The sequence below is a fragment of the Xanthomonas albilineans genome (assembly GCF_002939705.1).
GTDB lineage: Bacteria > Pseudomonadota > Gammaproteobacteria > Xanthomonadales > Xanthomonadaceae > Xanthomonas_A > Xanthomonas_A albilineans.
On the sequence record NZ_MDCB01000020.1, the window covers coordinates 3,255 to 26,568 of the forward strand.

Sequence of the window (23,314 nt, forward strand, 5' to 3'; positions counted from 1 at the left end):
TGCTCTGCGCCGAGACCCGCAGCACCAGCCCTTGTTGACCGGCCGTGCCACTGAAGCTCAGGCGGGTGTTCTGACCACGACGCGTCAGGCTCACCGCCTTGGCCGTCCCCAGTACCAAGCGATCGGTGAGGTCGGTGGACAAGGTCGAGGTGAACTTCATGGTCTGGTCGCCGTCCGGCGGGGGCGAGAGCACCACGCTGTACGTCCCCGCCTTCAAGTTGGACAGGTTCACCTGGCAACCGTTATTGGCCGCCGCGCAGGTCTGGCTGCTCACCGCGTTACCAGTGGGATCGGCGATTTGCAGGGACATGGTCGACGTCGTGTTCGACGTCACCACGTCGCTCAGCGCAAAGCCCAGGTTCTGCCCGGCGGTGGCGGTGAAACTCAGATACACCTTCTGCCCGGGCACCGTGGTGGCGGAGCTGCCCGGCGTGCCATTGACCACCACCGTGCCGGTGATGGCCGAGGCGAGCAGCACGCTGGCGCTGGCCGTCTCGCCATAATGCGGATCGACGAAGACCGTGTACGTGCCGGTTGCTGGCAATTTGGACAGGTTCAAGGTTCCGCTCGTCGCCACCGACTGGGTGTTCAATTGCGATCCATCCGGCGCGTAGACCGTGTAATCGACCGTGCGACTGGCCGGCACCGTGCTCTGCCCCGACACCCGCAGCGCCAACCCCTGCTGACCCGCCGTGCCGCTGAAGCTCAAGCGGCTGTTCTGGCCGCGACGCGTCAAGCTCACTGCCTTGGCCGTGCTTGGCACCAGACTATCGGTGAGGTCGGTGGAGAGCGTGGCGGTGAACTTCATGGTCTGGTCGCCGGCTGACGGCGGCGACACCACCGCGCTGTACGTGCTCGCCTTCAAGTTGGACAGGTTCACCTGGCAACCGTTATTGGCCGCCGCGCAGGTCTGGCTACCCACCGCATTACCTGCGGAATCGGTAATTTGCAGGGCGATGGTCGATGTCGTGTTCGACGTGACGATATCGCTCAGTGCAAAGCCCAGGTTCTGCCCGGCGGTGGCGGTGAAACTCAGCGCCACCTTCTGCCCCGGCGCCGTGGTGGCATAGCTCCCCGGCGTGCCATTGACTGGCACCGTGCCGGTAATGGCCGCGGCGGAGGAGAGCAACAGGCTGGCGCTGGCGGTTTCGCCGTAACCCGGATCGACAAAGACCATGTACGTGCCCGTCGTCGGCAGCTTGGACAGGTTCACGCTGCCACTGGCCGTGATCGACGCGCTGTTCAATTGCGACCCATCCGGCGCATAGACCGTGTAATAGACACCGCGCGCCGTCGGCACCGTGCTTTGTCCGGAAACCTGCAGCGTCAATCCCTGTTGCCCCGCCGTACCGCTGAAGCTCAGACGTGCGTTCTGGCCACGGCGCGTCAGGCTTACCGCCTTGGCCGTGCCAAGCGTCAGACTGTCGGCGAGATCGCTGGAGAGCGTGGCGGTGAACTTCATCGTTTGGTTGCCGTTTGTCGGCGGCGACATCACAGCGCTGTAAGTGCCCGCCTTCAAGCTGGACAGATTTACCTGACAGCCGTTATTGGCCGCCGCACAGGTCTGGCTGCCCACCACGTTGCCGGCGGAATCGGCGATTTGCAGGGACAGATTCGACGTCGTGTTCGGCGTGACGATATCGCTCAGCGCAAACCCCAGATTCTGCCCAGCGGTGGCGGTGAAACTCAGCGCCACCTTCTGCCCGGACATGGTGGTGGTGTAGTTCCCCGACGTACCGTCGACCGGCACCGTGCCGGTGATGGCCGAGGAGGACGAGAGCAACAAGCTGGCGCTGGCGGTTTCGCCGTAACCAGGATCGACAAAGACCATGTACGTGCCGGTGGCCGGCAGCTTGGGCAGATTCACGCTGCCACTGGCCGTGATCGACGCGCTGTTCAATTGCGATCCATCCGGGGCATAGACCGTGTAATAGACACCGCGTGCCGCCGGCACCGTGCTTTGCCCGGACACATTGAGCACCAGTGATTGCTGTCCCGCCGTACCGTTGAAGCTCAGACGAGCGTTCTGGCCGCGCCGCGTCAGGCTCACCGATTTGGCTGTGCCAAGCGTCAGACTGTCGGCGAGATCGCTGGAGAGCGTGGAGGTGAACTTCATCGTTTGGTCGCCGTCCGATGGTGGCGACACCACCACGCTATACGTACCCCCAATCAGGTTAGGCAAATTCACTTGGCAGCCGTTATTGGCTGCGAAGCAAGATTGGCTGATCATCGTATTGCCGACGAAATCGATGACTTGCAGTGACAGGTTCGACGTCGAATTCGGCGTCACGATGTCGCTCAGCGCAAACCCCAGGTTCTGTCCGTTGCTAGTGACGTCAAAACTCAGATAGACACTCTGTCCAGGCACCGTGGTGGAATAGCTGCCTGGCGTACCGTCGACCGACGCCGTGCCGGTGATCACCGACGAAAGCAGCACCGTCGCATTGGCTGTCTCACCGTAAAAAGGATCGACGAAGACCATGTACGTCCCATCCGACGGCAGCGTAGGCAGGTTCATGGCGCCACTGCCACTCGTACTACTGACCCACATGTCGTTCACTTGCGACCCATCCGGCGCGTAGACGATGTAATGGACATCGCGCCCAACTGGCACAGTGGTCTCCCCCGAAACGCGCAACGCCAATGTCTGGCCTACCTTGCCATTGAAGCTCAAACGTGCATTTTGGCCACGACGCGTCAGACTCACCGCTTTGGCTGTGCCGGGCGTCAAGCTGTCGGTGAGATCCGTAGACAGCGTGGCGGTGAATTTCATTTTACGATCACCGTCCAACGGCGGTGACACCACCACCGTATAGGTTCCTCCCACCAGACTGCGGAGATTCAATGCACAACCGTCCTTGACTGCCATACACCCTTGGCTGTCCACGCTGTTGCCAGAGGGATCGAACAAATTCAAATCCAAATCTGACGTCGTGCTCGATGTCACGATGTCGCTCAGCGCAAACCCCAGGTTCTGCCCGGCAGTCGCGTTGAAACTCAGATACACCTTCTGCCCTGGCACCGTGGTGACATAACTGCCCGGCGTACCGTCGACCGGCAACGTACCAGTGATCGCCGAGGAGAGCAGTATCGTCGCGCTGGCCGTCTCACCGTAACTAGGATCGACAAACACCGTATACGTCCCTGTGGCAGGCAGCGTGCCCAGATTCAACTTCCCATCCGTGCGCAACGCTATGCTATTCAATTGCGACCCATCTGGACCGTAGACAACATAGTAAACAACACTATTGGCCGGCCCTGTGGTCTGCCCCGAGATGCCAAGCGTCACTGCCGGCTGTCCCGCCGTACCATTGAAACTCAGACGAGCGTTCTGACCACGACGCGTAATATTCACAGATTTGGCTGTGCCTGGCGTCAGTTGATCGGTGAGATCGGTCGAGAGTGTGGCCTTGAACTGCATCGTTTGGTCGCCATCCCATGGCGGCGAAACTAACGCGGTATAGGTTCCTCCTGCCAAGTTGGATAGGTTCACCTGACAACCATTATCGGTTGCGTAGCAGGGCTGACTGTATAGCATGTTGCCCGCAGGATCGAAGACTTTCAGAGACATGGACGTCACCGCGTTCGGCATCACGATATCGCTCAGCCCCAATCCCAGGCTCTGCCCAGCCGTGGCTGTAAAACTCAGGTAGACATTTTGCCCAGGCACGGTGGTGGCGTATATGCCAGTCGTCCCGTCGACGGGCATGGTGCCGGTCATCGGCGAGGAGAGCTGCACGGTCGTATTGGCCGTCTCACCGGAGGCAGGATCGACGAAAACCGTGTAAGTGCCTGTCATCTGCAGCTTTGGCAAATTCAAGATGCCACTCGTACTGATCACCGTGTTGTTCACCGTGCTGCTCACTTGCGACCCATCCGGCGCGTAAACGGTGTAGTCGACATGCCCATTGGCTGGTACCGTACTCTGCCCCGAGACGCTCAGCGCAAGCCCCTGCTGTCCTGCTGTGCCACTGAAGCTCAAGCGGGCATTCTGGCCCCGACGTGTCAGGCTCATCGTCTTGGCCGTGTTCAACGGCAGGCTGTCAACGAGATCGGCCGAGAGCGTGGCCGTGAACTGCATCGTCTGGTCGCCATCCGATGGCGGCGACATCACCACGGTATACGTCCCCCCTGCCAAGTTGGACAGGTTCACCTGGCAGCCGTTGTTGCCCACATAGCAATACTTGCCGACCACAAAAGTGCCGGCGGAGTCGCTCACTTGCAAAAGGATGGGCGACGCCGCATTCGGTGTCACGATGTCACTCAGTGCAAATCCTAGGTTCTGCCCCGCTGTGGCGGTAAAACTCAGATACACGTTCTGCCCAGGCTCGGTGGTGGCGTAACTGCCCGGCGTACCGTCGATCGGCGTGGTGCCGGTGATCGGCGTCGAGAGCAATACCGTCGCGTTGGCTGTCTCACCGTAATAGGGATCGACAAAGACCGTGTAGCTCCCATCCACCGGTAGCCTGGACAGGTTCAAGGTGCCGCCACCACTGCCAGTCAACACAATGCTGTTCACCTGCGAACCATCCGGTGCATAGACGGTGTAGTAGACATCAGCATTGGCGGGCGCTGTGCTCTGTCCCGAAACTTGCAGCGCCAGTCCCTGCTGTCCTGCCTTGCCGTTGAAGCTCAGGCGCGCGTTCTGCCCGCGCCGTGTCAGGCTCATCGCCTTGGCAGTGTTCAACGGCAGGCTGTCGGCAAGATCGGTCGAGAGCGTGGCCGTGAACTGCATCGTCTGGTCACCATCCGATGGCGGCGACATCACCACGGTATACGTCCCCGCCGCCAGGTTGGACAGGTTCACCTGGCAGCCGTGATAGGACGCGTAGCAATACTGAGGGCCCACGTAGCTGGGACCGCTCACTTGCAGATAGACGTATGAAGTGGCGTTCGGCGTGACGATGTCGCTCAGCGCAAATCCAAGGTTCTGCCCCGCCGTGGCGGTGAAACTCAGATATACGTATTGCCCAGGCTCGGCGGTGGCGTAACTCCGCGGTGTGCCATCAACCGGCGCGCTGTCGGCAAGATCGGCCGAGAGCGTGGCCGTGAACTGCATCGTCTGGTCACCGTCTGACGGCGGCGACACCACCGCAGTATAAGTGTAAGTGCCTGTCGCTATCGCTATGTTGGGCAGGGTGGACAGGTTCACCTCACAGCCTTGCTTATACGCATAGCAATGATCTGAGGCCAAAAGAGTGCCGTCAGAACCGAACACTTGCCAATATATGCCCGATTTAGTGTTCGGCGTCACGATTTCACTCAGGCCAAGGTCAAGATTCTGGCCTTTGGCTGCATTGAAGACGAATCGTTTGCTTTGCGCGGTACCGATGATCGGTTGCGTCAACGGCGCGCCGTTGACATTCAGTGGAGTGGCATTCTCGACGGCAAATTGCCACGTCGCTGGTGCCTGAGACGGCGTCAAAAGCACCAGATACGTGCCGCTGATACCCACTCTGGGTAGATGCACGCTCGCAGTGCTCGCGACACTCACCGAGCCAGAGAAGACCTGCTTGGTGTTCGTCGGGTCATAAACGCTGTAGCTGACCGACACCGCACCCAGCCCACTGAACTGCAGGCTTGGATAATCGCCAGCCGTCAGATCGTAGAGCACAGCCAGCGAATTTCCCGCTGTAGTGACACTCATGGCTTGCGGCGCGGCACCAATGGTCAGGCGTTTGATCGATTCGATTTGCGTCTTGTCGATGCCCGCTGGAACGACCACCACATCCTGCGCGCTTGTCGCAGAACCGTATGGCGTGGTGATGGCGACCTTGCCGCTGCCAACGTTGGCCGGCGCCGGGAAGACAATCGTGGTGTTCGATAATGTCGTGGGCGATACCGCGCGTGCGTTGAGCAACGTCGAGGTCTGCCCCTGCGCAGGCAAAAATCCTTTACCCGTGGTGGTGACCGATTCGCCAATCGCCAGCAAGGTCGGCGCGACCGTGTCGATGGTCGGAGCCATCGCGGCGGCGTCCACGACGAAGTTCATGGCGGTGCTGGCCGTGGCGCTGCCGACCGTGATCGCGATGGGGCCGGTGGTGGCGCCGGAGGGCACGACCACGGTCAGTTCGGTGCTGCTGGCAGTCGATACCGTCGCCGCCACACCGTTGAACTGGACCGCGTTCTGGCTGGCGGTCGCGCTGAAGCCTTGGCCCTTGATCGTAACCGGCGTGCCTGGCGCGCCACGCCCTGGACTGAACGCGAAGATCGCCAGTTGGCCGGCGATACGATCGACCGCAACCAAGTTGCCGATATTGTCGTAGGTATAGCGCGCACTGCCGCCAGTGTCGTTGCTGACCGCGACCAGCCGCCCGCCCGCGTCGTAGACGTAGGACGTCGCCAACGCGCAAAGCGAACACAGCAAGAGGCCGATCAACACACCGAGCGGGCCGACGGCCCGCCATCGGATGCGTTGCGTCGTCTTGCCAACCGATAGAACACGCTCCCTCAATCGCTTTTCCATAGCGACATTTCCCCTATGACCCATCAATTGGCAGCCGCCCGTAAGCGGAATGATTCTGGTCCCCCCGCGCCTTTATACTAGAAACCCCCACAACATTTCCACCTCAATATGCGAAGGATCGTCTGGCTCAGTCTGCTTGCAGGCACCGCACTCACCATCGGGGCTGCGGCCTATGCACTGACATCCCTGCAGCAGCGGGAAAAACATCAGGCTGCTCTGGCCACCTCCGCGCTGGGCAGTGCGCTGTTCCATGACACCTCGTTGAGTGCGACCGGCACCTTGGCCTGCGCCACCTGCCATCGCGCGGATTACGCTTTCACTCAACCCGAGGCGGTCCCGCATCTGGACGGCGGCCGTGTCGGCACGCGCAATGCGCCCAGTTTGCTGGACTTGCCGTATTTCCAGCATTACTTCTGGGATGGGCGAGAAGACCACATCGAGCGCGTCGCCGTCGCCGCCTTCACCAACCGGGCGGAAATGGCGCAACCAAACATGGCGGCAGTGGTCGATCTGTTGCGCCGCCAACCGGCCTATCGGCAGCGCTTCCAGGCATCCTTCAGCGATGACAACATCGATGAGGCGCGGATTTCGCGCGCGATCCTGGCCTATCTCCAGTCTGTCGCCAACGGGCATAGCCGTTACGATGCCTATGCCGCCGGCGACACCAGCGCACTGACAGAATCCGAACGCCGTGGACTGGCGATCTTCCAAGGGAAAGCCGACTGCGCCGCGTGCCATCTGCTCGACGGCACGCCAGCAACCTTCACCGATAATCGCTTCCATCACTCCAATGTCGGCTTGGAACAGTTGGCCGGCCACGTGAAAACCACCATCGCGGCCTTTCAAGCCAAACGGCAGCAGGGAGTTCCGCTTGCCGAATTGGTGCTCTCGGATCCGGAGATGGCAGCGCTGGGGCGTTTCGCCGTGGACGGCCATGGCGAAAACCTGTCGGCCTACCGCACACCCACGCTGCGCAATGTCACCCGCACCGCGCCTTATATGCACGACGGCAGTGTGCCGTCGCTGGATGCGGCAATACAACGGGAAATCTATTACCGCAGCCTGACGCGCGGCACCCCGATCACGCTAACGACGCAGGAGCAGGGCGACCTGCATGCCTTCCTGTATGCGCTTGAAGACGCTCCGCTGCGAAATGCTCAAGCACCCGGCGCGGAGTGACCGCCCGCGGTCTCCGGCACGACATCGAATTCGCGTTGAAAGACTTTGCCTGCCTGACCCAGGCGGGCCTCCAGCAGATGCCGGCCCGACGTCCAGGATTGCGCTGGCTTGAACTCGAAACGCGCCGACTCCGCCCCTGCCGCGATGACGGAATGCTGTTCGCCAACCGTCTTGCCGTTCGACACATCGATCAAGCGCAGTGAGAGGGGCTGCGGCTCGCGCGCAGCAGCATTCAACGCGACAGTGGCGACCACCATGGTCTGCGGCGTGACCGGCTTGGGCGGCTGACCCGCGTTGAGCGTGCCGCTTTCCCCACCCAGCAGGATCTGCCGAATCGCCAACGGCCCCTGCGTCTGCCCAGTCGATGTCTGCGCCGCAGCGCCAGCCCCCGAACCAGCCCCCGTGCAACCACACAATGCGACCGCCACCATCAGCAGACTTCCATACAACGGCTTGCTCATTTCCCAATCCTTTATGTGCCAGGTTAGGCGCGAGTCTATCAATAATCAGCCGCCGCAATGGCATCGTGTCTCCCATTGCATCGCTTCTGCGTCGCGCCACCGCCGTGCTTGCCCGCAAACGACTCGACACGCCCGACTGGAACGCATGCTCCTGTCTGCACTTTAACCGCGTCTACATCGCTCGCTCGCGAATTTACGGCACGTGCTTCGACAAGGTCTGCTTCGAGGGAAGCATCGCCATTTGACTCAAGGCGCGACCGAAGCGCCGAGACGTTACGGTTCGAACAAACACCGCTTGGCGTACAGAGTGCGAATCCACTGCAGCACCAACGGGTCGTCGCGGCCGTAGCCGCGACACGCTCAGATCGATACCACATCCTCCATTGGCCGCCGTACTGTCCACGCACACCACCACTCACCACCTATTGTCCTTGGCCACCTGCCATATTCCGATGCACAACGCCGGGATAGACACCTCCACGCATTGAACGAGGTCAGCGTCAGCGCCGGAAACACAACCCTGCCTGGCTTCAATCCGCAGACGCGGTGAGCAGCTCGATCCGGATCGCCAAGACTTCCCCACCGCCGCTCAAAGCAAAGCGCTGCCGTGCATCGGCAGCCAACCATGCGCTGTCGCCAGCTGAAAGCGGCGGCAATCCACTGGCGTCGTCGAAGTGCGCCTGCCCTGCCAGCAGGTAAACGGCCCAGGCGACTGCGGGTTCTGCGAAAAACAGCATCGACCCGACCAGGGGCCGGTGCAGTACCTGCGTGCGCACGCGGTCACGGCGCCACATCACATTGAAATCATGAGTCGGCCCTGCGAGCAGTTCGCCGCGCAATGGGCGTTCGCCAGCAAAGCGCAAGCGCGCGCAAAGTTCCTGCAACACGTGCTCGACACCATCCTCGAAACACAGGCGCACACCCTCGCCGTGCAGCAGGACCAGTTCGCGATCAATTCCAGGAAAGACCGAAAACGCCGCGTCCTGCTCGATCTCGGCGATCGACAGGCGCAACACCCACTCCTCGCCGGACATCGGCAAGCGGAAGATTTCCCGGGTCCAGCCGAGTCCATTGCGCCAGCGTTCGCGGCGATAGACGTTGGCGGGGATCACCCGCGCAGGGAGGTTGCGCCAATCCATGAGTGCATTCTGCACGATCCCGACGGCGATACCTGCATCGTGCCGAGCGTGCACGGATTTGCACCACACCTGTTTCCATCGCAGCGCATCCATCGTTTGGGAAATATGGATGCACAACGCCGGCAGGCCACCCGCACAAAAACATCGCCCGGCTGCACGTCAATGTGCAACACCGGGCGATGACGTACTTCCATGTCGGCCTCCTGCCATCCCCCAAGCATCCTGCTCAGCGAGGTCTTGGCCGCACATCCAGCGCCAGCCCTATCCTCTCGTTACAAATCCTTTTAGCGCCTTTTCACCGGCTTGGCGGCTGCCGTCTTGGCGGCCGTCGGCGTAGTGGCCTTCATGGCCCCCACATCAATCCGGTCGTGGTTCCGTTCGACCGTTTTGAGACCGATCCCCTTCACATGCGCCAGTTCCTCGGCACTTTTGAAGGGTCCGTGTGCCTGTCGGTAATCGACGATCGCCTGGGCCTTGGAAGCCCCAACGTTCATCAACACCCGGTCGATTTCCGCCGCACCAGCGGAGTTGATGTTGACTTTTTCCGCAGCAAGCGCGGAACCAGACAACAGCAAGGCAACGACCAGAGACTTCAGCACTACGATAAAAGACTGCATGGCAACACTCCTTGTGACTTAGATGAGGACTTCGCCGGCGCACTCCCTGCCGGCGTGATCAGCATCGCTCTCCACATGGGCCCATCCTATCGCCATAACACCCAGAAAAAAGCAGGTAAACGGCGCGTCATCGTGTAGGAAAAACCCTACACGCAGCCCGAGCGTAAAATGGCTGTGCTGCGCCGGCAGACAGCGGTCAAACTGGCGCTGGAAAAATCCTCATCCGGCTGGAGCGCGCCGGCGCAGTCGCCGTGGCTGAGCGAGACGATCGAATCCGCCTCGCAGGCGGCATTCGGCAAGCCGGCGATGTACATGGGCGAAGGCGGCTCGATCCCATTCATGGGCATGCTCGGCGAGAAGTTTCCCGGCGCGCAGTTCATGATCGCTGGCGTGCTCGGCCCGCATTCCAACGCGCACGCGCCGAACGAGTTTCTGGATATTACGATGGACAAGCGGGTGATCGCCTGCGTCTCGCAGGTGATCGCCGCCCACCACGCCGCCAGCCTGGGCGGCCAGAGCACCGGCAGCGCGGCGATAGCCGGTGGCGAACAACACGGCGGACACGGTTGCTGTTGAAGCCCACCGGCAAGGCGCGGCGAGCAGCAGCGCAACTGCACCGTTCCTGAAAGGCCTAACGCCCGGCCACCGGCATCGACGCTGTCAACGCACCCGATCTGGCAGGATCCGGCCTCACCTCCCATGCCCGGAATGCTTCCATGCACACGTTGTTCGACAGCGATAGCTGGCTCTACATCATCCTGCTCGGCTTCGTGGTCGGCCTGCTGGCGCGCATCCTCGGCCCCAGCAGCGGCCGCTCCGGCTGTCTGTTCACCGTACTGCTCGGCATTGCCGGCGCCTTGTCGGCGGGCTGGTTCGGGCACTACATGGGCTGGTACAGACGCGGCCAGCCGGCGGGTTTCCTTGGCGCGGTACTCGGTGCCATCGCCCTGCTCGCGCTGCTGCGGCTGTTTTCGAGCAAACGCTGACGGCGGGCGCCACTCGCCAGGCCGGCGCCGCGCGTTTACGCTGTGCCACCGATGTCCACCGCAGCCTGCCGATGAGCGCCAACTCCGCTGTTTCCGACGCCAGTGCCGCGCGTGCCGCGCACCGCCTGACCTGGGCGCGGGCGATGCTGTGCGACCCGCAGGCGACGCTGCAACGCGCTTCGGTCGATGCCGGCCAGCGTAGCTACTGGCGCAGCCACGGCGCGATGGAAAACCGCATCGTGATGGACTCGCCGCCGGATCTGGAAGACGTGCGGCCTTGGTTGCGGATGCACACCCTGTTGCACAGCGGCGGCGTCCGCGTGCCCGCGATCCTGGCGCAGAATATCGATGCCGGCTTCCTGCTGCTGGAAGACCTGGGCCAGCCGACACTGGCGCAGATCCTCGACGCGACCACCGCCGATGCGCAATTCGATGCCGCGCTGGGCCAGTTGCTACGCTTGCAGGCAATCGCGCCACCGGCGGATCTGGGCGTGTTCGGCATCGCGCTATTGCAGCGCGACGCGGGCCTGTTCGAAGAGTGGTTCTTGCAACGTCACCTGCAACTCACCCTGGACCCCGCCGACAGCGCAGCGTTGCGCGGCGTGCAACGCCAGCTGATGGACAACGCGCTGGCGCAACCGCAGGTCCTGGTACATCGCGATTTCATGCCGCGCAACCTGATGCCGGCGATTGACGGCCCGGCGGTGCTGGATTTCCAGGACTGTGTCCTTGGACCTGTGGCCTACGACCCGGTCAGTCTGTTCAAGGACACCACGGTGAGTTGGCCACTGGCGCAGGTAGACGCATGGCTGACGCGCTATCACGCACGCGCATTGCACGCTGGAATTCCGCTGCCGCCGCTGGCGCAGTTCCTGCGCGACGCGGACTGGATGGGCGTGCAGCGTCATTTGAAAAATCTTGGCATATTCGCGCGATTGAACTACCGCGACGGCAAAGCCTGGTACCTGGACAACGTGCCACGCTTCATCGGCTATCTCGACGAAGTGCTGACGCGACATCCCGCGCTGCAACCACTACAGCAGTTGTTGCAGACGCGGATCAAGCCCGCCCTGGCACAGCGCGCGAAGTCCGGCGTATGAAAGCGCTGATCTTCGCCGCCGGCTTCGGCGAACGCATGCGCCCGCTCACCGAACGCACGCCCAAGCCACTGCTATGCGTCGGCGACACGCCATTGATCGTCTGGCACCTGCGCAAGCTCGCCGCCCTGGGCATCCGCGAGGCAATCATCAACACCTCCTGGCTGGCAGAACAATTCCCGCAGACGCTCGGCGATGGCAGCGCATTCGGGCTGCGCATCGTCTATTCCCACGAAGGCGCTACGCCGCTGGAAACTGGCGGCGGCATGTTGCATGCCTTGCCGTTGCTCGGCGAGGCGCCATTTCTGCTGGTGAATGGCGACATCTGGACCGATTTCGATTTCGCGCAACTGGCGCCAGAGCCGCGTGGTCTGGCGCAACTGGTCCTGGTCGATCCACCGGTTTATGCCGCGCACGGCGACTTCGCGCTATTGCCGGATGCACGCGTGCGCAGCGACGGCGCACCACTGTTGACCTACGCCGGCATCGGCGTCTATCGACCCACCCTGCTGCGCGACTGGCAGGCGGCTTTCGATACGCCCAGCGACCACGTTACGCCGCCACGCTTCCCACTGGCGCCGATCCTGCGTGCGCACATGCATGCGGACCGCATCCACGGGTTGCGTCATCGCGGCCGTTGGACCGATGTGGGCACGCCACAACGGTTGGCGGAGCTGAATGAAGCGTTGAAACTGTTGAAACTCGGGAATCAGGGCGGCTGAAACACCGCGTACCTGGCCTCGCTATCAAGGCCACCACGGCATTTAACCGTTTGTGTGTTCAGACCCCAGCCTCCCCCCGGATGCAGAGCGCTGTAACACCCGCCGTAGGAACGGCAACGTCACCCTGCGCTGCGCCGCCAGCGATTCGCGATCCAGACGCTCCAGCAAGCCGATCAAACCAGCCAGGTCGCGTCCCACATGGGTCAGCAACCAATCGATCGCCGCATCCTCCAGCACCAGACCGCGCCGCTGCGCACGCTCGCGCAGCACCGCTGCCCGATCTGCATCCTCCAACGGCGGCAACACGATGCGCGTACACTGCGCCAGCCGCGAATGCAGATCGGGCAGGCACAAGGCCAAACCGTCGGGCATCGCATGCGCGGTGTATAGCAGGGTCACGCCAGCGCTGCGCGCGCGGTTGTGGAAATCGAACAGCGCTACTTCGTCCTCGCGCTGGCCGGCGACAGCCTCCAATCCGTCCAGTGCGACCAGGTGACGCCCTTCCAGCGCTTCCAGTGCATCGGGCAAACGGCCTGTGGCGGCCTGCAACGGCAGGTAGGCGGCGCTGCGTCCGGCCTGCTCGGCGGCGGCGCACAGCGCCAACGCCAGATGGGTCTTGCCGGTACCGGTGGAGCCTGACAGGTACACCCAGTCGGAAGAGACACCGGCAGCGACCGCCTGCAGGTGCGCCAGCATCCCCGTCGGTGCACCGAGATAGCGGTCCAGGCGCTGTTCCGGTGGATAGCGCAAGGCCAACGGCAGTTGCGGCACGCTCACGGCTGCGCTGGGCTGTGCGAGGGCAACTCGAGGAGCGTCGACTTCTCGCCAGCGTACAACGCGCTCTGCCGATACGGCGCATGCAGATCGTGCAACCGCGCGTTGCCCACCGCCGGCAGCGCCAGCAATATCCCGCACAGGCTCGGCAATGCCAGAGTCATTGGCGTCAGAATCGGCGCCAGCCACCATCCTCCCCACAGGACCCCGACAACGCCTGCCAGCCATTTCAACCCGCGTAGAAACAACGCGACCTCAGCTTGCGCAGACAACGTCATTTCAGACGGTACTCGGTCGGCTCGGTATTGAGTCCGACCGGCCCCTCGACCGGAGCCGTGATCGGTTGCAGGTCGCTGTCGGCGCCGAGCATGCGGTTCAATCCGGGAATGCCGCTGAGCAGATCCAGGTCCAGGTCCAGGCGGTCGCCTTCGGCGTGGATCGGCACGATGCGCCGGACCACCGAGACGTTCTGCAGCGCTGCGGACGCACGCAGGTAATCGTCGGCGTTGCGAATGCCGGTGATCACCACACGATAAATCCCGGCCGGGCCGGTGCTGACGGCCCTGGCATAGTGCTTGACCAGCACGTCGGCAGCGCCATCGGCGCCACTGGCCATGGCGCGGCGGGCGTCGGCGTCGCTGGTGGACCACGTCGCCAGCACCTTGCCGCCATCCACGAAGGTCCAGTCCGCGGTCCAGCCACCGGCCTTGCCGCGGTAAAGCTTGCCGATCAGTTGCATCGGCGGGCTGTAGCGCGCGGACGCGTTGGCCACGGCGGCGGTGTCCTGGCGCCAGATCGCGCCGGCCAGCGCCTGTTCGGCAGCGGTACCGGTGGGCAGACCGAGCCGGTAGCCGCGCTCGATGGCCCGGTCGAGCAAACTGCGCGCGGCATTGGCCTGCTGCACGCCGACCAGACGCGGGCCACTGCCATCGTCGATCGCCAGCCACACCACCGGCTTGGGCCGCGGCTGCGGCCAGATCGGCAGACCCAGCGCCTCGGCCAAGCTGTCCACCTCTTCGGGACGGAAGCGCGCGACCAGCATGGTGCGGAAGCTCGGGGCGCCACTGGGCGAAGTACCCTGATCCTGGCGATAGTCGAAGCTGTCCACGACGTTCTTGGCATTACGCAGCGCCTGGATCACCCCGGGCCGCGACATCACCGTCCGGTCGCCGGAGATCTTGCCCAGCACGACGCCCAGCGCGCGCGCCAGCGCTCCGCTGCGATCGGCATCGCTCTGGCTGTTGACCGGCACCTCGGCTTCGTAAGGACTGTGTGCGCTGGCGACATCGCCCTCGGTGCGCAAATCGGCCTGGGCCAGAGCGGTCACGGCAGGCAGGCACAGCGCGAAAGACAGGAGAAAAACAAGGCTGCGGCGCATCGAAGGGTTCCAGTGCTCGGCGTATCCGGGGCGAATTGTTGCGCGAATGCGGCCGTAGCGCCAACGTGGCCTGTTAAAATCGCCGCCTTTCCGCCGAACCCACCGCCCGTGACCACTCCCCCACCTTCCGCCACCGCCCCGTTGACCTACCGCGACGCCGGTGTCGATATCGATGCCGGCAATGCCGTCGTCGAACGCATCAAACCCCTGGTCAAACGCAGCTTCCGGCCCGAAGTGATGGGGGGATTGGGCGGCTTCGGCGCGCTGTTCGACCTGTCAGGCAAGTACCGCGAACCGGTCCTGGTATCCGGCACCGATGGCGTCGGCACCAAACTGAAGCTGGCGCAGCAGTTGGGACGGCACGACAGCATCGGCATCGACCTGGTCGGCATGTGCGTCAACGATGTGCTGGTGCAGGGCGCCGAACCGCTATTCTTTCTGGATTATTTCGCCACCGGCAAGCTCGACGTGGAGACCACCGTGGCAGTGGTGGGCGGCATTGCCCGCGGCTGCGAACTGGCCGGCTGCGCGCTGATCGGCGGGGAGACTGCGGAAATGCCCGACATGTACCCGCCCGGCGAATACGACCTGGCCGGCTTCACCGTGGGCGCGGTGGAAAAGTCGCAGTTACTCGACGGCGCCAAGGTGCGCCAGGGCGATGTATTGATCGGCATCGCGTCGTCCGGCCCGCATTCGAATGGTTATTCGTTGATCCGGCGCATCTACGACCGCGCCGGACGCCCGGCCGATCTGCAGGTCGGCGGCGTCGCCCTGGCCGAGGCACTGATGCTGCCGACTGCGTTGTACGTCAAACCGATCCTGGCGCTGCTGCGCACGCACAGCGAGGCGATCCATGCGATGGCGCACATCACCGGGGGCGGCCTGAGCGAGAACATCATCCGGGTGATTCCCGACGGCCTGGGCCTGGACATCCGCGCCAGCGCATGGCGCCTGCCGCCGGTATTCGAGTGGCTGCAGCGCGAAGGCGCGGTGGCCGATAGCGAAATGTGGCGCACCTTCAACTGCGGCATCGGCTTCGTCTTAGTGGCCGCGCCCGACCAGGTCGCCGCGCTGGAACGCAGCCTGGACAGCCATGGCCTGGCCCACTGGCAAATCGGCGCAGTGGTGGCGGCCAGCGGGGACGCACGTGTCCACATCGGCTGAAGCCATCGCCAGCGCACCGAACCAGGACGCCGAGCATCTGCGAATGCTCGGTATCGGCCATTACGTGGTCGGCGGGTTGACCGGCATATTCGCACTGATTCCGGTGCTGCATCTGAGCATCGGCCTGATGATGCTCAACGGTCGCCTACCTCTGCCTGCCACCAACGCGGCGCAGGCGCATCTGGCGGTGCAGGCGCATCTGTTCGCCTGGATATTCGTGGTGATCGCCAGCCTGATCATCGCGACCGGGCTTAGCTTGGCCGCTGCAATGCTCTATGCCGGGCGCTGTCTCGGCGCGCGCCGCCGCCACACCTACTGCGTGATCGTCGCGGGCCTGTCCTGCGTGATGATGCCGTTCGGCACTGTGCTCGGCGTGTTCACCCTGCTGGTCCTGACACGGCCCTCGGTCAAGCAGCTGTTCGCCCAGCCGGCATGAGCATCCTCATGGCGAACATGACCACCGCACTCGCGTTGTTGCGGGAGCCGGGACGATGACCATCCGCCTTGCCGTCCTAGTGTCGGGCCGTGGCTCCAATCTGCAAGCCATTCTCGACGCGATCGCGATCGGCACCCTGGACGCCGACGTCGTCGGTGTGTTCAGCGACCGGCCCAAGGCGCCGGCCCTGACCAAGGTGGCAGCGGCGCAGCGCTGGTCTGCCACGCCCAAAGCCTTCGCCGAGCGTACCGCGTTCGATCACGCCTTGGGCGAGGCGATCGCCGCGACACGCCCGGACTGGATCGTCTGCGCCGGTTACATGCGCATCCTCGGCGCTAGCGTCGTGCACCGCTTCGCGGGACGTCTGCTCAATATCCATCCCTCGCTGCTGCCTAAGTACCGTGGCCTGGATACGCATGCGCAAGCACTGGCTGCCGGCGACACGGAACACGGTGCCAGCGTGCATTTCGTGATCCCGGAACTGGATGCCGGCGCGGTGATCGCGCAGGTGCGGGTGCCAGTGCAACCTGGCGACCAACCGGACGACCTCGCGCAACGGCTACTGCCACGCGAGCACCGGCTGCTGTGCGCGGTTCTGCAACTGGCCGCTGCCGGGCGTCTGGCTGAACGCGATGGCAGGGTCTGGCTCGACGGTCAGGGCCGGTTTAGTCCGCTGCGCCTAGATTGCCAGGACATCCTGCGTCCGTGAGAGTGTGCTGTCGCGCCCCCATGATGTCGCTCATCCCACCCCCTCCCTCCCGACCAGGCCAGCCGATCCAATGAAGCTCGCTTCGCGTCCGTTCGCTCTCTTCGTCGCATCCGGCCTGTGTCTGTTGGTGCTGCCCATCGTCGCCGCACAAACGCTTCCCGCCCAGGCGGCGCCAGCACCGAATACGCCAAGCCAGGTTGCACCCGTCGCGCCAGCCCCGACTGCGGGACAAACGCCAGCGCCAGAGGCGTGGACGCCGCCGCCGCTACAGCCCTTCGTCGCCACCTACGAAGCGCGCTACAAGGGCCGGTCAGCCGGCGATGCGCGGATGGATGTGGCGCATACCGACGGTCAACAGTGGCGTGTGGATCTGGACGTGCATGGGCGCAGTGGCTTCGCCAGCATCCTCGGCTTGAACATCGAACAGAGCACGGTGTTTACCGTCCACGACGACCACTACGTCCCGCAAAGCCAGAGCACGGTCAAAAAGGCACTCTTCTTCGGCAAGAAAGCCACCGGCGTCTACGATTGGAATCAAGGCGTGGCGCGTTGGGACGGCGACCTGAAGGAAGACCGCCGGGCACCGATCCGGCTAGAGCCCGGCGACCAGAGCGCGCTGCTGATCAATCTGTCGCTGATGCGCGATGCGCAGCCGGGCAAGACCATGCGCTACCGCTTAGTCGACGTGGGCCGCGTCCGCGAGCACATCTACCGTGCTGCCGACCACACCGAAACCGTGCAGGTCGGCGACCTCAGCTACGACGCGCTGCGGGTTTGGCGAACCAATGGCGGCAAAAATGAGACCATCCTGTGGATCGCCAACGGCGTGCCAACGCCAGTGCGCATCCTGCAACGCGAAGACGGCGAAGATCGTATCGATCTGCGCCTGACCGAATATCAAGGAGCCTGAATATGAAACGTACCGCCCGCCCACTGTCCGCGCTCGCCGCCACTCTACTGGCAATAGTCAGCCTGCCCGCGTTGGCACTAGAACCTTTCACTGCGGACTACCAAGCCAGCTACATGGGCATGCAGGCCAACGGCGTGATGACCCTGAGCAAAGAAAGCGGCAATCGCTGGCGCTACAGTTTGGCGATCAAGAATCAGATTGCCGACCTGAGCCAGGTCACCGTATTCGAAGACAAGGGCGGCCAGTTGCGCCCGCTCAGTAACGACGACCGCTCGATGTTCCTGATCAAAAAGAAGGCGGTGACTGCCAAGTACGACTGGAGCAGCGGGCAGGCCACCTGGGCCGGCGACCTCAAGCCGGATCGCCAGGGCCCAGTGAAGCTGCAACCCGGCGATATGGATGCACTGCTGATCAACCTGGCGATCGCGCGCGACGTCAACGCCGGCAAGACCCCGAGCTACCGCATGGTCGAAGAGGGTCGCGCAAAACCGATGGCTTACCACGTCGCAGGCAAGGAAGCGATCACTATCAACGGCAAAACCGAGCAGGCGACCAAAGTCAGCCGCAGCGACGGTTCCAAGGAAATCGTGGCCTGGATCGTGCCGGACATGCCGGTACCGGCACGCATTCTGCAACGCGAAAACGGCCAGGACGCGCTGGATCTGACGATCAAGTCGCTGCACTGAGCAGCGACATAGCACGACATAGCACGAATTAAAGCGGGCACGCTCGCGCCCGCCTTGCATCGGCCACCGACCCGCACAGGTCGGTGGTCGTCAACGGCACAACACTGCATCGCCCCGCGCTGCCACGCATGATCGCTGCATGCTCTTCGATCTGAATCTCCGCACGCAGGCTCGGCGGTTCATCGAGGCACATGGGACGCGTATCGAAGAGCGTTTCATTTTCTTAATTACACCGACCGCATCGGCAACGCCATTGAGCGTCATGCACTGCGTCTATCTTCAGTCGTCAATACATGCTGAAAAGCATGCAGATGAGGCGCCACGCGTAATTACTGAAAGAACGTCGCATCTCCATCAGACAATAAAAATGCGCGCTATCACTGTTCGCAATAATGGACGAAATATTAACCACAACTTAAGTTGACACCAGCTTGGCTCGGTAGCATGTTGACGCTGCCGTCACAAATGGCACCTCATTAGCCAAACATTAATGATTTAATATCTCAAACGCGATGTGCCGTGTGTCTCACGGAATGGTTGGCGGCGGAAACAAACCACCTGCAGATCGCCGATGGCGTATCGACATACATGGGCCAACTGCAAATGATGAAGATGGTCGAGCACCGTATCGATCTGCCTTAACCAATTCACAGAGAAATCTAAACATGACACGCATCTCACGTTCCCTCTCCGTCATCGCCGCAACGGTATTGAGCATGGCAAGCTTGTCGGCTATGGCAATCCAACCCTTCCAAGCTAAATATCAAGCCAATTACATGGGTACGCAAGCCACTGCCACAATGACCCTGAGCAAAGATGGCGCTAATCAATGGGTCTATAACTTAGATGTCAAAAGTTTGCTCGCCGAACTCAAACAGACCACTGTATTCGACACAACAACTGGCTCTTTGCGCCCGCTCACCAGCGACAATGTGTTGAAGACCTTGCTCAAGAAGACCGAAGTGCTTGGCGACTACGACTGGACCAACTTGCAAGCAACCTGGTCTGGCGACGTCAGCTCCGATCAAAGCGGCCCAGTGGCGCTGACGACTGGCGACCTGAACCCACTGCTAGTGAATTTGGCGATCGTCAGCGACGTCAACGCCGGCAATCCTCTGAGCTACCACATCGTGGACCTGGGTCAAGCCTCACAGGAGACCTATCAGGTGGTCGACACTGAAAATGTCAGCTTCAACGGCAAAACCGAGCAGGCGACCAAAATCAGCTACACAAACGGCACGAAGCAGACCCTGGCGTGGATCGTGCCGGACGCACCGGCTCCGGTACGCATCCAGCAAACCGACAACGGCAAACAAACGGTGCTTCTGGTCATGAAGTCACTGAACTGAACAACAGGCGTCACGAACAAGGCGGACCGCATGATCCGCCTTGTTCCTTAGAGTGGCTAACAAAACGTCACGAGTCGCTGTCAGGTGTGTGTGGACAGCGCGCAGGAACCGCACTGTAAAGGGGCACATGAGGATTCCGAGCATTGCACGCGACCGTCCGACGGCGACGCAATCGTTTTGTTAGCGACTCCTACTCGCCGCAGCGACAAGACCACACCAAATCCACTAGCGCCACCACCATGCGCAGGCATACGCCAACGCGATGATGGCATCGCTTATGGTTTCTTTGCGTCCTGCACCCCATTCCCCGCCGGCGCAAAGCTAGTGCGGCAATCCACCCGGATCTGCGCACCGCTGCTGCGCCAATAGAACGTGCGACACTCGCGTGCGCCCTGCTGGGTTCTGGTCACGCCAACGGCGTAGAACGCCTGCCAGATTTCATCGCGACTGACCTGTCCATCGCCATTCCAATCCATGTCGCGCTCTTCGATGCCCTGGGTGATGGCGATCCCTGCATACCAGGCATAGCCGACCCATGCCAGCAGCAGCGCCATGATCGCCAGCAACAACTTGCGGCGACGGCTGAAGCGGCCGCTGAGGATCACGCGACCCGCCGGATAGACGCGCCCAACGCCCCCAGCTTTTCCTCGATGTTTTCGTACCCACGATCCAAGTGGTAGATCCGATCGATGGTGGTGTCGCCGTCGGCGACCAGGCCAGCCAGAATCAGCGAGGCCGATGCACGCAGATCGGTGGCCATCACCGGCGCGCCACTGAGACGTTCGCTGCCGCGCACGATCGCGGTATGCCCTTCGATCTGAATATCCGCGCCCAGGCGCAGCAGTTCGTTGACGTGCATGAAACGGTTCTCGAAGATCGTCTCATTGATCACGCCGACACCGTCTGCCACGCAGTTGAGCGCCATAAACTGCGCTTGCATGTCTGTCGGGAAGGCTGGATACGGGGCAGTGGTGAGGTTGACCGCACGCGGACGCTTGCCTTGCATGTCCAGGCGGATGAAGTCTACGCCGGTCTCGATGCTGGCGCCGGCCTCGGTGAGCTTGTCGAGCACCGCATCGAGCGTGTCGGCGCGCGCACGACGCACGGTGACGCTGCCACCGGTCATCGCCGCGGCGACCAGGAAGGTGCCGGTTTCGATGCGATCGGGCAGCACCGCGTGACGGCCGCCGGACAAGCGCTCCACGCCCTGCACCACGATCCGCGAGGTGCCAGCACCCTCGATCCTGGCGCCAAGCGCGATGAGGCAATCGGCCAGGTCGCCGACCTCCGGCTCCATCGCCGCGTTCTCCAGCACCGTGATGCCATCGGCCAGGGTCGCCGCCATCAGCACGTTCTCGGTGCCGGTGACGCTGACCATGTCGAACACATAGCGCCCTCCCTTGAGCCGACCATTGCTGCTGGCCTTGATGTAACCGTTCTCGACGCTGATTTCCGCGCCCAGCGCCTGCAACCCCTTGATATGCTGATCCACCGGCCGCGAACCGATCGCACAGCCGCCGGGCAGGGAGACTTCCGCCTCGCCGAACTTGGCCAGCAACGGACCCAACACCAGAATCGAGGCGCGCATGGTCCGTACCAGTTCATAGGGCGCGATGTGCTGGTCGACCTTGCGTGGATCCACGGTGATCGCGCTGCCGCGCGCCAGCGTGCCTTCATCGATGGTGACTTCCGCACCCAGTTCGCCGAGTAACTTCACCGTGGTGATCACGTCGTGCAGTTGCGGCACGTTGGTGATCTCCACTGGCGCATCGGCCAGCAGGGTCGCGCACAGGATCGGCAGCACGGCGTTCTTGGCGCCGGAGATGTTCACTTCACCGTGCAGCGCATTGCCACCGGTCACTACAATTTTGGCCATGATTCTCGTAAAGAATGAAGAAGATGAAAAGGCGATAGGCGGCCGTTCAACCGGCTGGACGTTCGGCCTGCTCGGGAGTCAGCGTGGTCAGCGCAAGCGCATGGATGGCGCCGCCCATCAACTCGCCCAAGGTGGCATAGACCATGCGGTGGCGCGCCAGCGGCAGCTTGCCGACGAAAGCCGCGCTGACCACGGTAGCCTCGAAGTGCACGCCGTCCTCGCCCTGCACCTGCACGTGTGCATCTGGTAGGCCCGCCTGGATCAATTTACGGATGGTTTCGGCTTCCACCGGGCTTTCCTCCTAAAATGGGCGTTCATTCTACCCTCCGACCGGCACCCGCATGGATGTATCGACCCTGTCTCATCCTGTGCATAGCGACGCTGCCCTGATCGCCAGCGGCCGCCGCGTGGTCGAGATCGAACAAGCCGCACTGGCGGCGGTCGGCGGCCGCATCGGCGCAGCCTTCGCGGCCGCGTGCCGGCTGATCCTGGCCTCGCGTGGGCGCGTGGTCGCCACCGGCATGGGCAAGTCCGGACACGTGGCGCGCAAGATCGCCGCCACCCTTGCTTCGACCGGAACCCCCGCGTTCTTCGTTCACCCTGGGGAAGCCGGGCATGGCGACCTGGGCATGATCACCGACGCCGATGTCGTCCTGGCCTTGTCCTATTCAGGCGAATCGGACGAGATCCTGATGCTGTTACCTGTGCTCAAGCGCCAGGGCAATGCGGTGATCGCGATGACCGGCCGCGCCCAGTCCACGCTGGCCCGCGAAGCGGATCTGCATCTGGATATCAGCGTGCCGGCCGAGGCCTGCCCGCTCGACCTGGCCCCGACCTCCAGCACCACGGCCTCGCTGGCCTTGGGCGATGCGTTGGCGGTGGCGCTGCTGGATGCGCGCGGTTTCACCGCCGACGACTTCGCCCGCTCGCACCCGGCCGGCAGCCTCGGCAGGCGCTTGTTGCTGCACATCACCGACGTGATGCACAGCGGCGACGAACTGCCGAAAGTGCGCGAAGACGCTAGCCTCAGCGAAGCGCTGGTGGAGATGAGCCGCAAGCGTCTGGGCATGACCGCCGTAGTGGATGCCGACGACCGCCTACTGGGGCTATTCACCGATGGCGACCTGCGCCGCACGCTAGACAGCGCGCTGAACGTGCGCCAGACCCGCATCGCCGAGGTGATGACCCGGCAGCCGCGCACCATCGGCGCCGACCAGCTCGCCGCCGAGGCCGCCCGACTGATGGAAACGCACCAGATCAACGGCCTGATCGTGGTCGATGCGGCCGGCCGGGCGGTCGGCGCGCTCAACATTCACGACCTGTTGCGCGCCCGAGTGGTTTAACACACTGAATACGGTTACCTCC

The 23,314-nt window shown here is 62.9% G+C and carries 21 protein-coding genes, 1 other RNA gene and 2 pseudogenes; 13 read left to right on the forward strand and 11 right to left on the reverse strand.

The window, feature by feature from the left end; all coding sequences use genetic code 11:
- Positions 1-6,466: T9SS type A sorting domain-containing protein (locus XalbCFBP2523_RS14185; RefSeq protein ID WP_158250788.1), on the reverse strand; the 6,466-nt coding region annotated here is incomplete at its 3' end.
- 108 nt (positions 6,467-6,574) lie between these two features.
- On the opposite strand from XalbCFBP2523_RS14185, the gene XalbCFBP2523_RS14190 reads away from it, so the two are divergent.
- On the forward strand, positions 6,575-7,645 hold the full coding sequence (locus XalbCFBP2523_RS14190) for a cytochrome-c peroxidase (RefSeq protein WP_045766019.1): 1,071 nt from the start codon (positions 6,575-6,577) through the stop codon (positions 7,643-7,645).
- Here the strand turns inward: XalbCFBP2523_RS14190 and XalbCFBP2523_RS14195 are convergent.
- The 3 genes from XalbCFBP2523_RS14195 to XalbCFBP2523_RS14205 all read right to left on the reverse strand — a co-directional run bounded on the left by XalbCFBP2523_RS14195 (position 7,624) and on the right by XalbCFBP2523_RS14205 (position 9,862).
- Positions 7,624-8,106 carry a hypothetical protein gene (locus XalbCFBP2523_RS14195; RefSeq protein ID WP_012916599.1) on the reverse strand — a complete coding sequence of 161 codons (483 nt, stop codon included), beginning with the start codon at positions 8,104-8,106 and terminating at the stop codon, positions 7,624-7,626. The genes XalbCFBP2523_RS14190 and XalbCFBP2523_RS14195 overlap by 22 nt on opposite strands.
- A 530-nt stretch (positions 8,107-8,636) precedes the next feature.
- Positions 8,637-9,245 (reverse strand): HutD family protein, encoded by a 609-nt coding sequence (locus XalbCFBP2523_RS14200; RefSeq protein WP_045766772.1) that lies wholly within the window; start codon positions 9,243-9,245, stop codon positions 8,637-8,639.
- A 284-nt stretch (positions 9,246-9,529) separates the two neighbouring features.
- A complete protein-coding gene (locus XalbCFBP2523_RS14205) occupies positions 9,530-9,862 on the reverse strand; it encodes a ComEA family DNA-binding protein (RefSeq protein WP_012916601.1) in 333 nt (110 codons plus the stop codon).
- 195 nt (positions 9,863-10,057) lie between these two features.
- Here XalbCFBP2523_RS14205 and XalbCFBP2523_RS14210 point away from each other — a divergent pair.
- The 4 genes and pseudogenes from XalbCFBP2523_RS14210 to murU all read left to right on the forward strand — a co-directional run.
- Positions 10,058-10,438 (forward strand): annotated as a pseudogene (locus XalbCFBP2523_RS14210) (peptidase M20); the annotation flags it as partial.
- A gap of 140 nt (positions 10,439-10,578) precedes the next feature.
- Entirely contained in the window at positions 10,579-10,848 is a 270-nt protein-coding gene (locus tag XalbCFBP2523_RS14215; RefSeq protein WP_012916603.1) for a GlsB/YeaQ/YmgE family stress response membrane protein, read from the forward strand.
- Between the two features lie 71 nt (positions 10,849-10,919).
- The gene (locus XalbCFBP2523_RS14220) at positions 10,920-11,948 is read left to right on the forward strand and encodes an aminoglycoside phosphotransferase family protein (protein ID WP_012916604.1); all 1,029 of its coding nucleotides are present in this window, start codon (positions 10,920-10,922) and stop codon (positions 11,946-11,948) included.
- A complete protein-coding gene (gene murU / locus XalbCFBP2523_RS14225) occupies positions 11,945-12,667 on the forward strand; it encodes an N-acetylmuramate alpha-1-phosphate uridylyltransferase MurU (RefSeq protein WP_045766021.1) in 723 nt (240 codons plus the stop codon). Before XalbCFBP2523_RS14220 ends, murU begins: the two co-directional genes overlap by 4 nt.
- 42 nt (positions 12,668-12,709) lie before the next feature.
- On the opposite strand, the gene hda is transcribed toward murU, so the two are convergent.
- The 3 genes and pseudogenes from hda to XalbCFBP2523_RS14240 form a co-directional block, all read right to left on the reverse strand.
- Positions 12,710-13,444, reverse strand: a complete 735-nt coding sequence (gene hda / locus XalbCFBP2523_RS14230) for a DnaA regulatory inactivator Hda (RefSeq protein WP_045766022.1) — start codon at positions 13,442-13,444, stop codon at positions 12,710-12,712.
- A gap of 146 nt (positions 13,445-13,590) precedes the next feature.
- Positions 13,591-13,719 (reverse strand): annotated as a pseudogene (locus XalbCFBP2523_RS14235) (AI-2E family transporter); the annotation flags it as partial.
- On the reverse strand, positions 13,716-14,819 hold the full coding sequence (locus tag XalbCFBP2523_RS14240) for a DUF2066 domain-containing protein (RefSeq protein WP_045766023.1): 1,104 nt from the start codon (positions 14,817-14,819) through the stop codon (positions 13,716-13,718). The pseudogene XalbCFBP2523_RS14235 and the gene XalbCFBP2523_RS14240, both read right to left, overlap by 4 nt.
- A 141-nt stretch (positions 14,820-14,960) precedes the next feature.
- On the opposite strand from XalbCFBP2523_RS14240, the gene purM reads away from it, so the two are divergent.
- The 7 genes from purM (at position 14,961) to XalbCFBP2523_RS14270 (ending at position 20,073) form a co-directional block, all read left to right on the forward strand.
- Positions 14,961-15,983 carry a phosphoribosylformylglycinamidine cyclo-ligase gene (gene purM / locus XalbCFBP2523_RS14245; RefSeq protein ID WP_012916609.1) on the forward strand — a complete coding sequence of 341 codons (1,023 nt, stop codon included), beginning with the start codon at positions 14,961-14,963 and terminating at the stop codon, positions 15,981-15,983.
- Complete coding sequence (locus tag XalbCFBP2523_RS14250) at positions 15,967-16,419, forward strand: hypothetical protein (RefSeq protein WP_012916610.1); 453 nt, start codon at positions 15,967-15,969, stop codon at positions 16,417-16,419. Before purM ends, XalbCFBP2523_RS14250 begins: the two co-directional genes overlap by 17 nt.
- A gap of 55 nt (positions 16,420-16,474) precedes the next feature.
- Complete coding sequence (gene purN, locus XalbCFBP2523_RS14255) at positions 16,475-17,128, forward strand: phosphoribosylglycinamide formyltransferase (protein WP_045766024.1); 654 nt, start codon at positions 16,475-16,477, stop codon at positions 17,126-17,128.
- 121 nt (positions 17,129-17,249) lie between these two features.
- Entirely contained in the window at positions 17,250-18,038 is a 789-nt protein-coding gene (locus XalbCFBP2523_RS14260) for a DUF3108 domain-containing protein (protein WP_407071006.1), read from the forward strand.
- A gap of 2 nt (positions 18,039-18,040) precedes the next feature.
- Positions 18,041-18,724 carry a DUF3108 domain-containing protein gene (locus XalbCFBP2523_RS14265; protein WP_045766026.1) on the forward strand — a complete coding sequence of 228 codons (684 nt, stop codon included), beginning with the start codon at positions 18,041-18,043 and terminating at the stop codon, positions 18,722-18,724.
- Between the two features lie 139 nt (positions 18,725-18,863).
- A complete protein-coding gene (locus XalbCFBP2523_RS16430; RefSeq protein ID WP_146084093.1) occupies positions 18,864-19,148 on the forward strand; it encodes a hypothetical protein in 285 nt (94 codons plus the stop codon).
- A gap of 241 nt (positions 19,149-19,389) precedes the next feature.
- Positions 19,390-20,073 (forward strand): DUF3108 domain-containing protein, encoded by a 684-nt coding sequence (locus XalbCFBP2523_RS14270; protein WP_045764564.1) that lies wholly within the window; start codon positions 19,390-19,392, stop codon positions 20,071-20,073.
- Positions 20,074-20,127: 54 nt separating this feature from the next.
- Here XalbCFBP2523_RS14270 and XalbCFBP2523_RS14275 read toward each other — a convergent pair.
- The 4 genes from XalbCFBP2523_RS14275 to XalbCFBP2523_RS14290 form a co-directional block, all read right to left on the reverse strand.
- Positions 20,128-20,202: non-coding RNA, sX9 sRNA (locus XalbCFBP2523_RS14275), on the reverse strand.
- Between the two features lie 146 nt (positions 20,203-20,348).
- Positions 20,349-20,678 carry a hypothetical protein gene (locus XalbCFBP2523_RS14280; protein ID WP_045766027.1) on the reverse strand — a complete coding sequence of 110 codons (330 nt, stop codon included), beginning with the start codon at positions 20,676-20,678 and terminating at the stop codon, positions 20,349-20,351.
- Positions 20,675-21,949, reverse strand: a complete 1,275-nt coding sequence (gene murA, locus XalbCFBP2523_RS14285) for a UDP-N-acetylglucosamine 1-carboxyvinyltransferase (protein WP_045758265.1) — start codon at positions 21,947-21,949, stop codon at positions 20,675-20,677. Before murA ends, XalbCFBP2523_RS14280 begins: the two co-directional genes overlap by 4 nt.
- 46 nt (positions 21,950-21,995) lie before the next feature.
- Positions 21,996-22,238: a BolA family protein gene (locus XalbCFBP2523_RS14290; RefSeq protein WP_045758266.1), complete on the reverse strand. Its 243-nt coding sequence runs from the start codon at positions 22,236-22,238 to the stop codon at positions 21,996-21,998.
- Positions 22,239-22,290: 52 nt separating this feature from the next.
- Between XalbCFBP2523_RS14290 and XalbCFBP2523_RS14295 the strand changes: the two genes are divergently transcribed.
- Positions 22,291-23,292: a KpsF/GutQ family sugar-phosphate isomerase gene (locus XalbCFBP2523_RS14295; protein WP_045766028.1), complete on the forward strand. Its 1,002-nt coding sequence runs from the start codon at positions 22,291-22,293 to the stop codon at positions 23,290-23,292.
- Positions 23,293-23,314 lie beyond the last annotated feature (22 nt).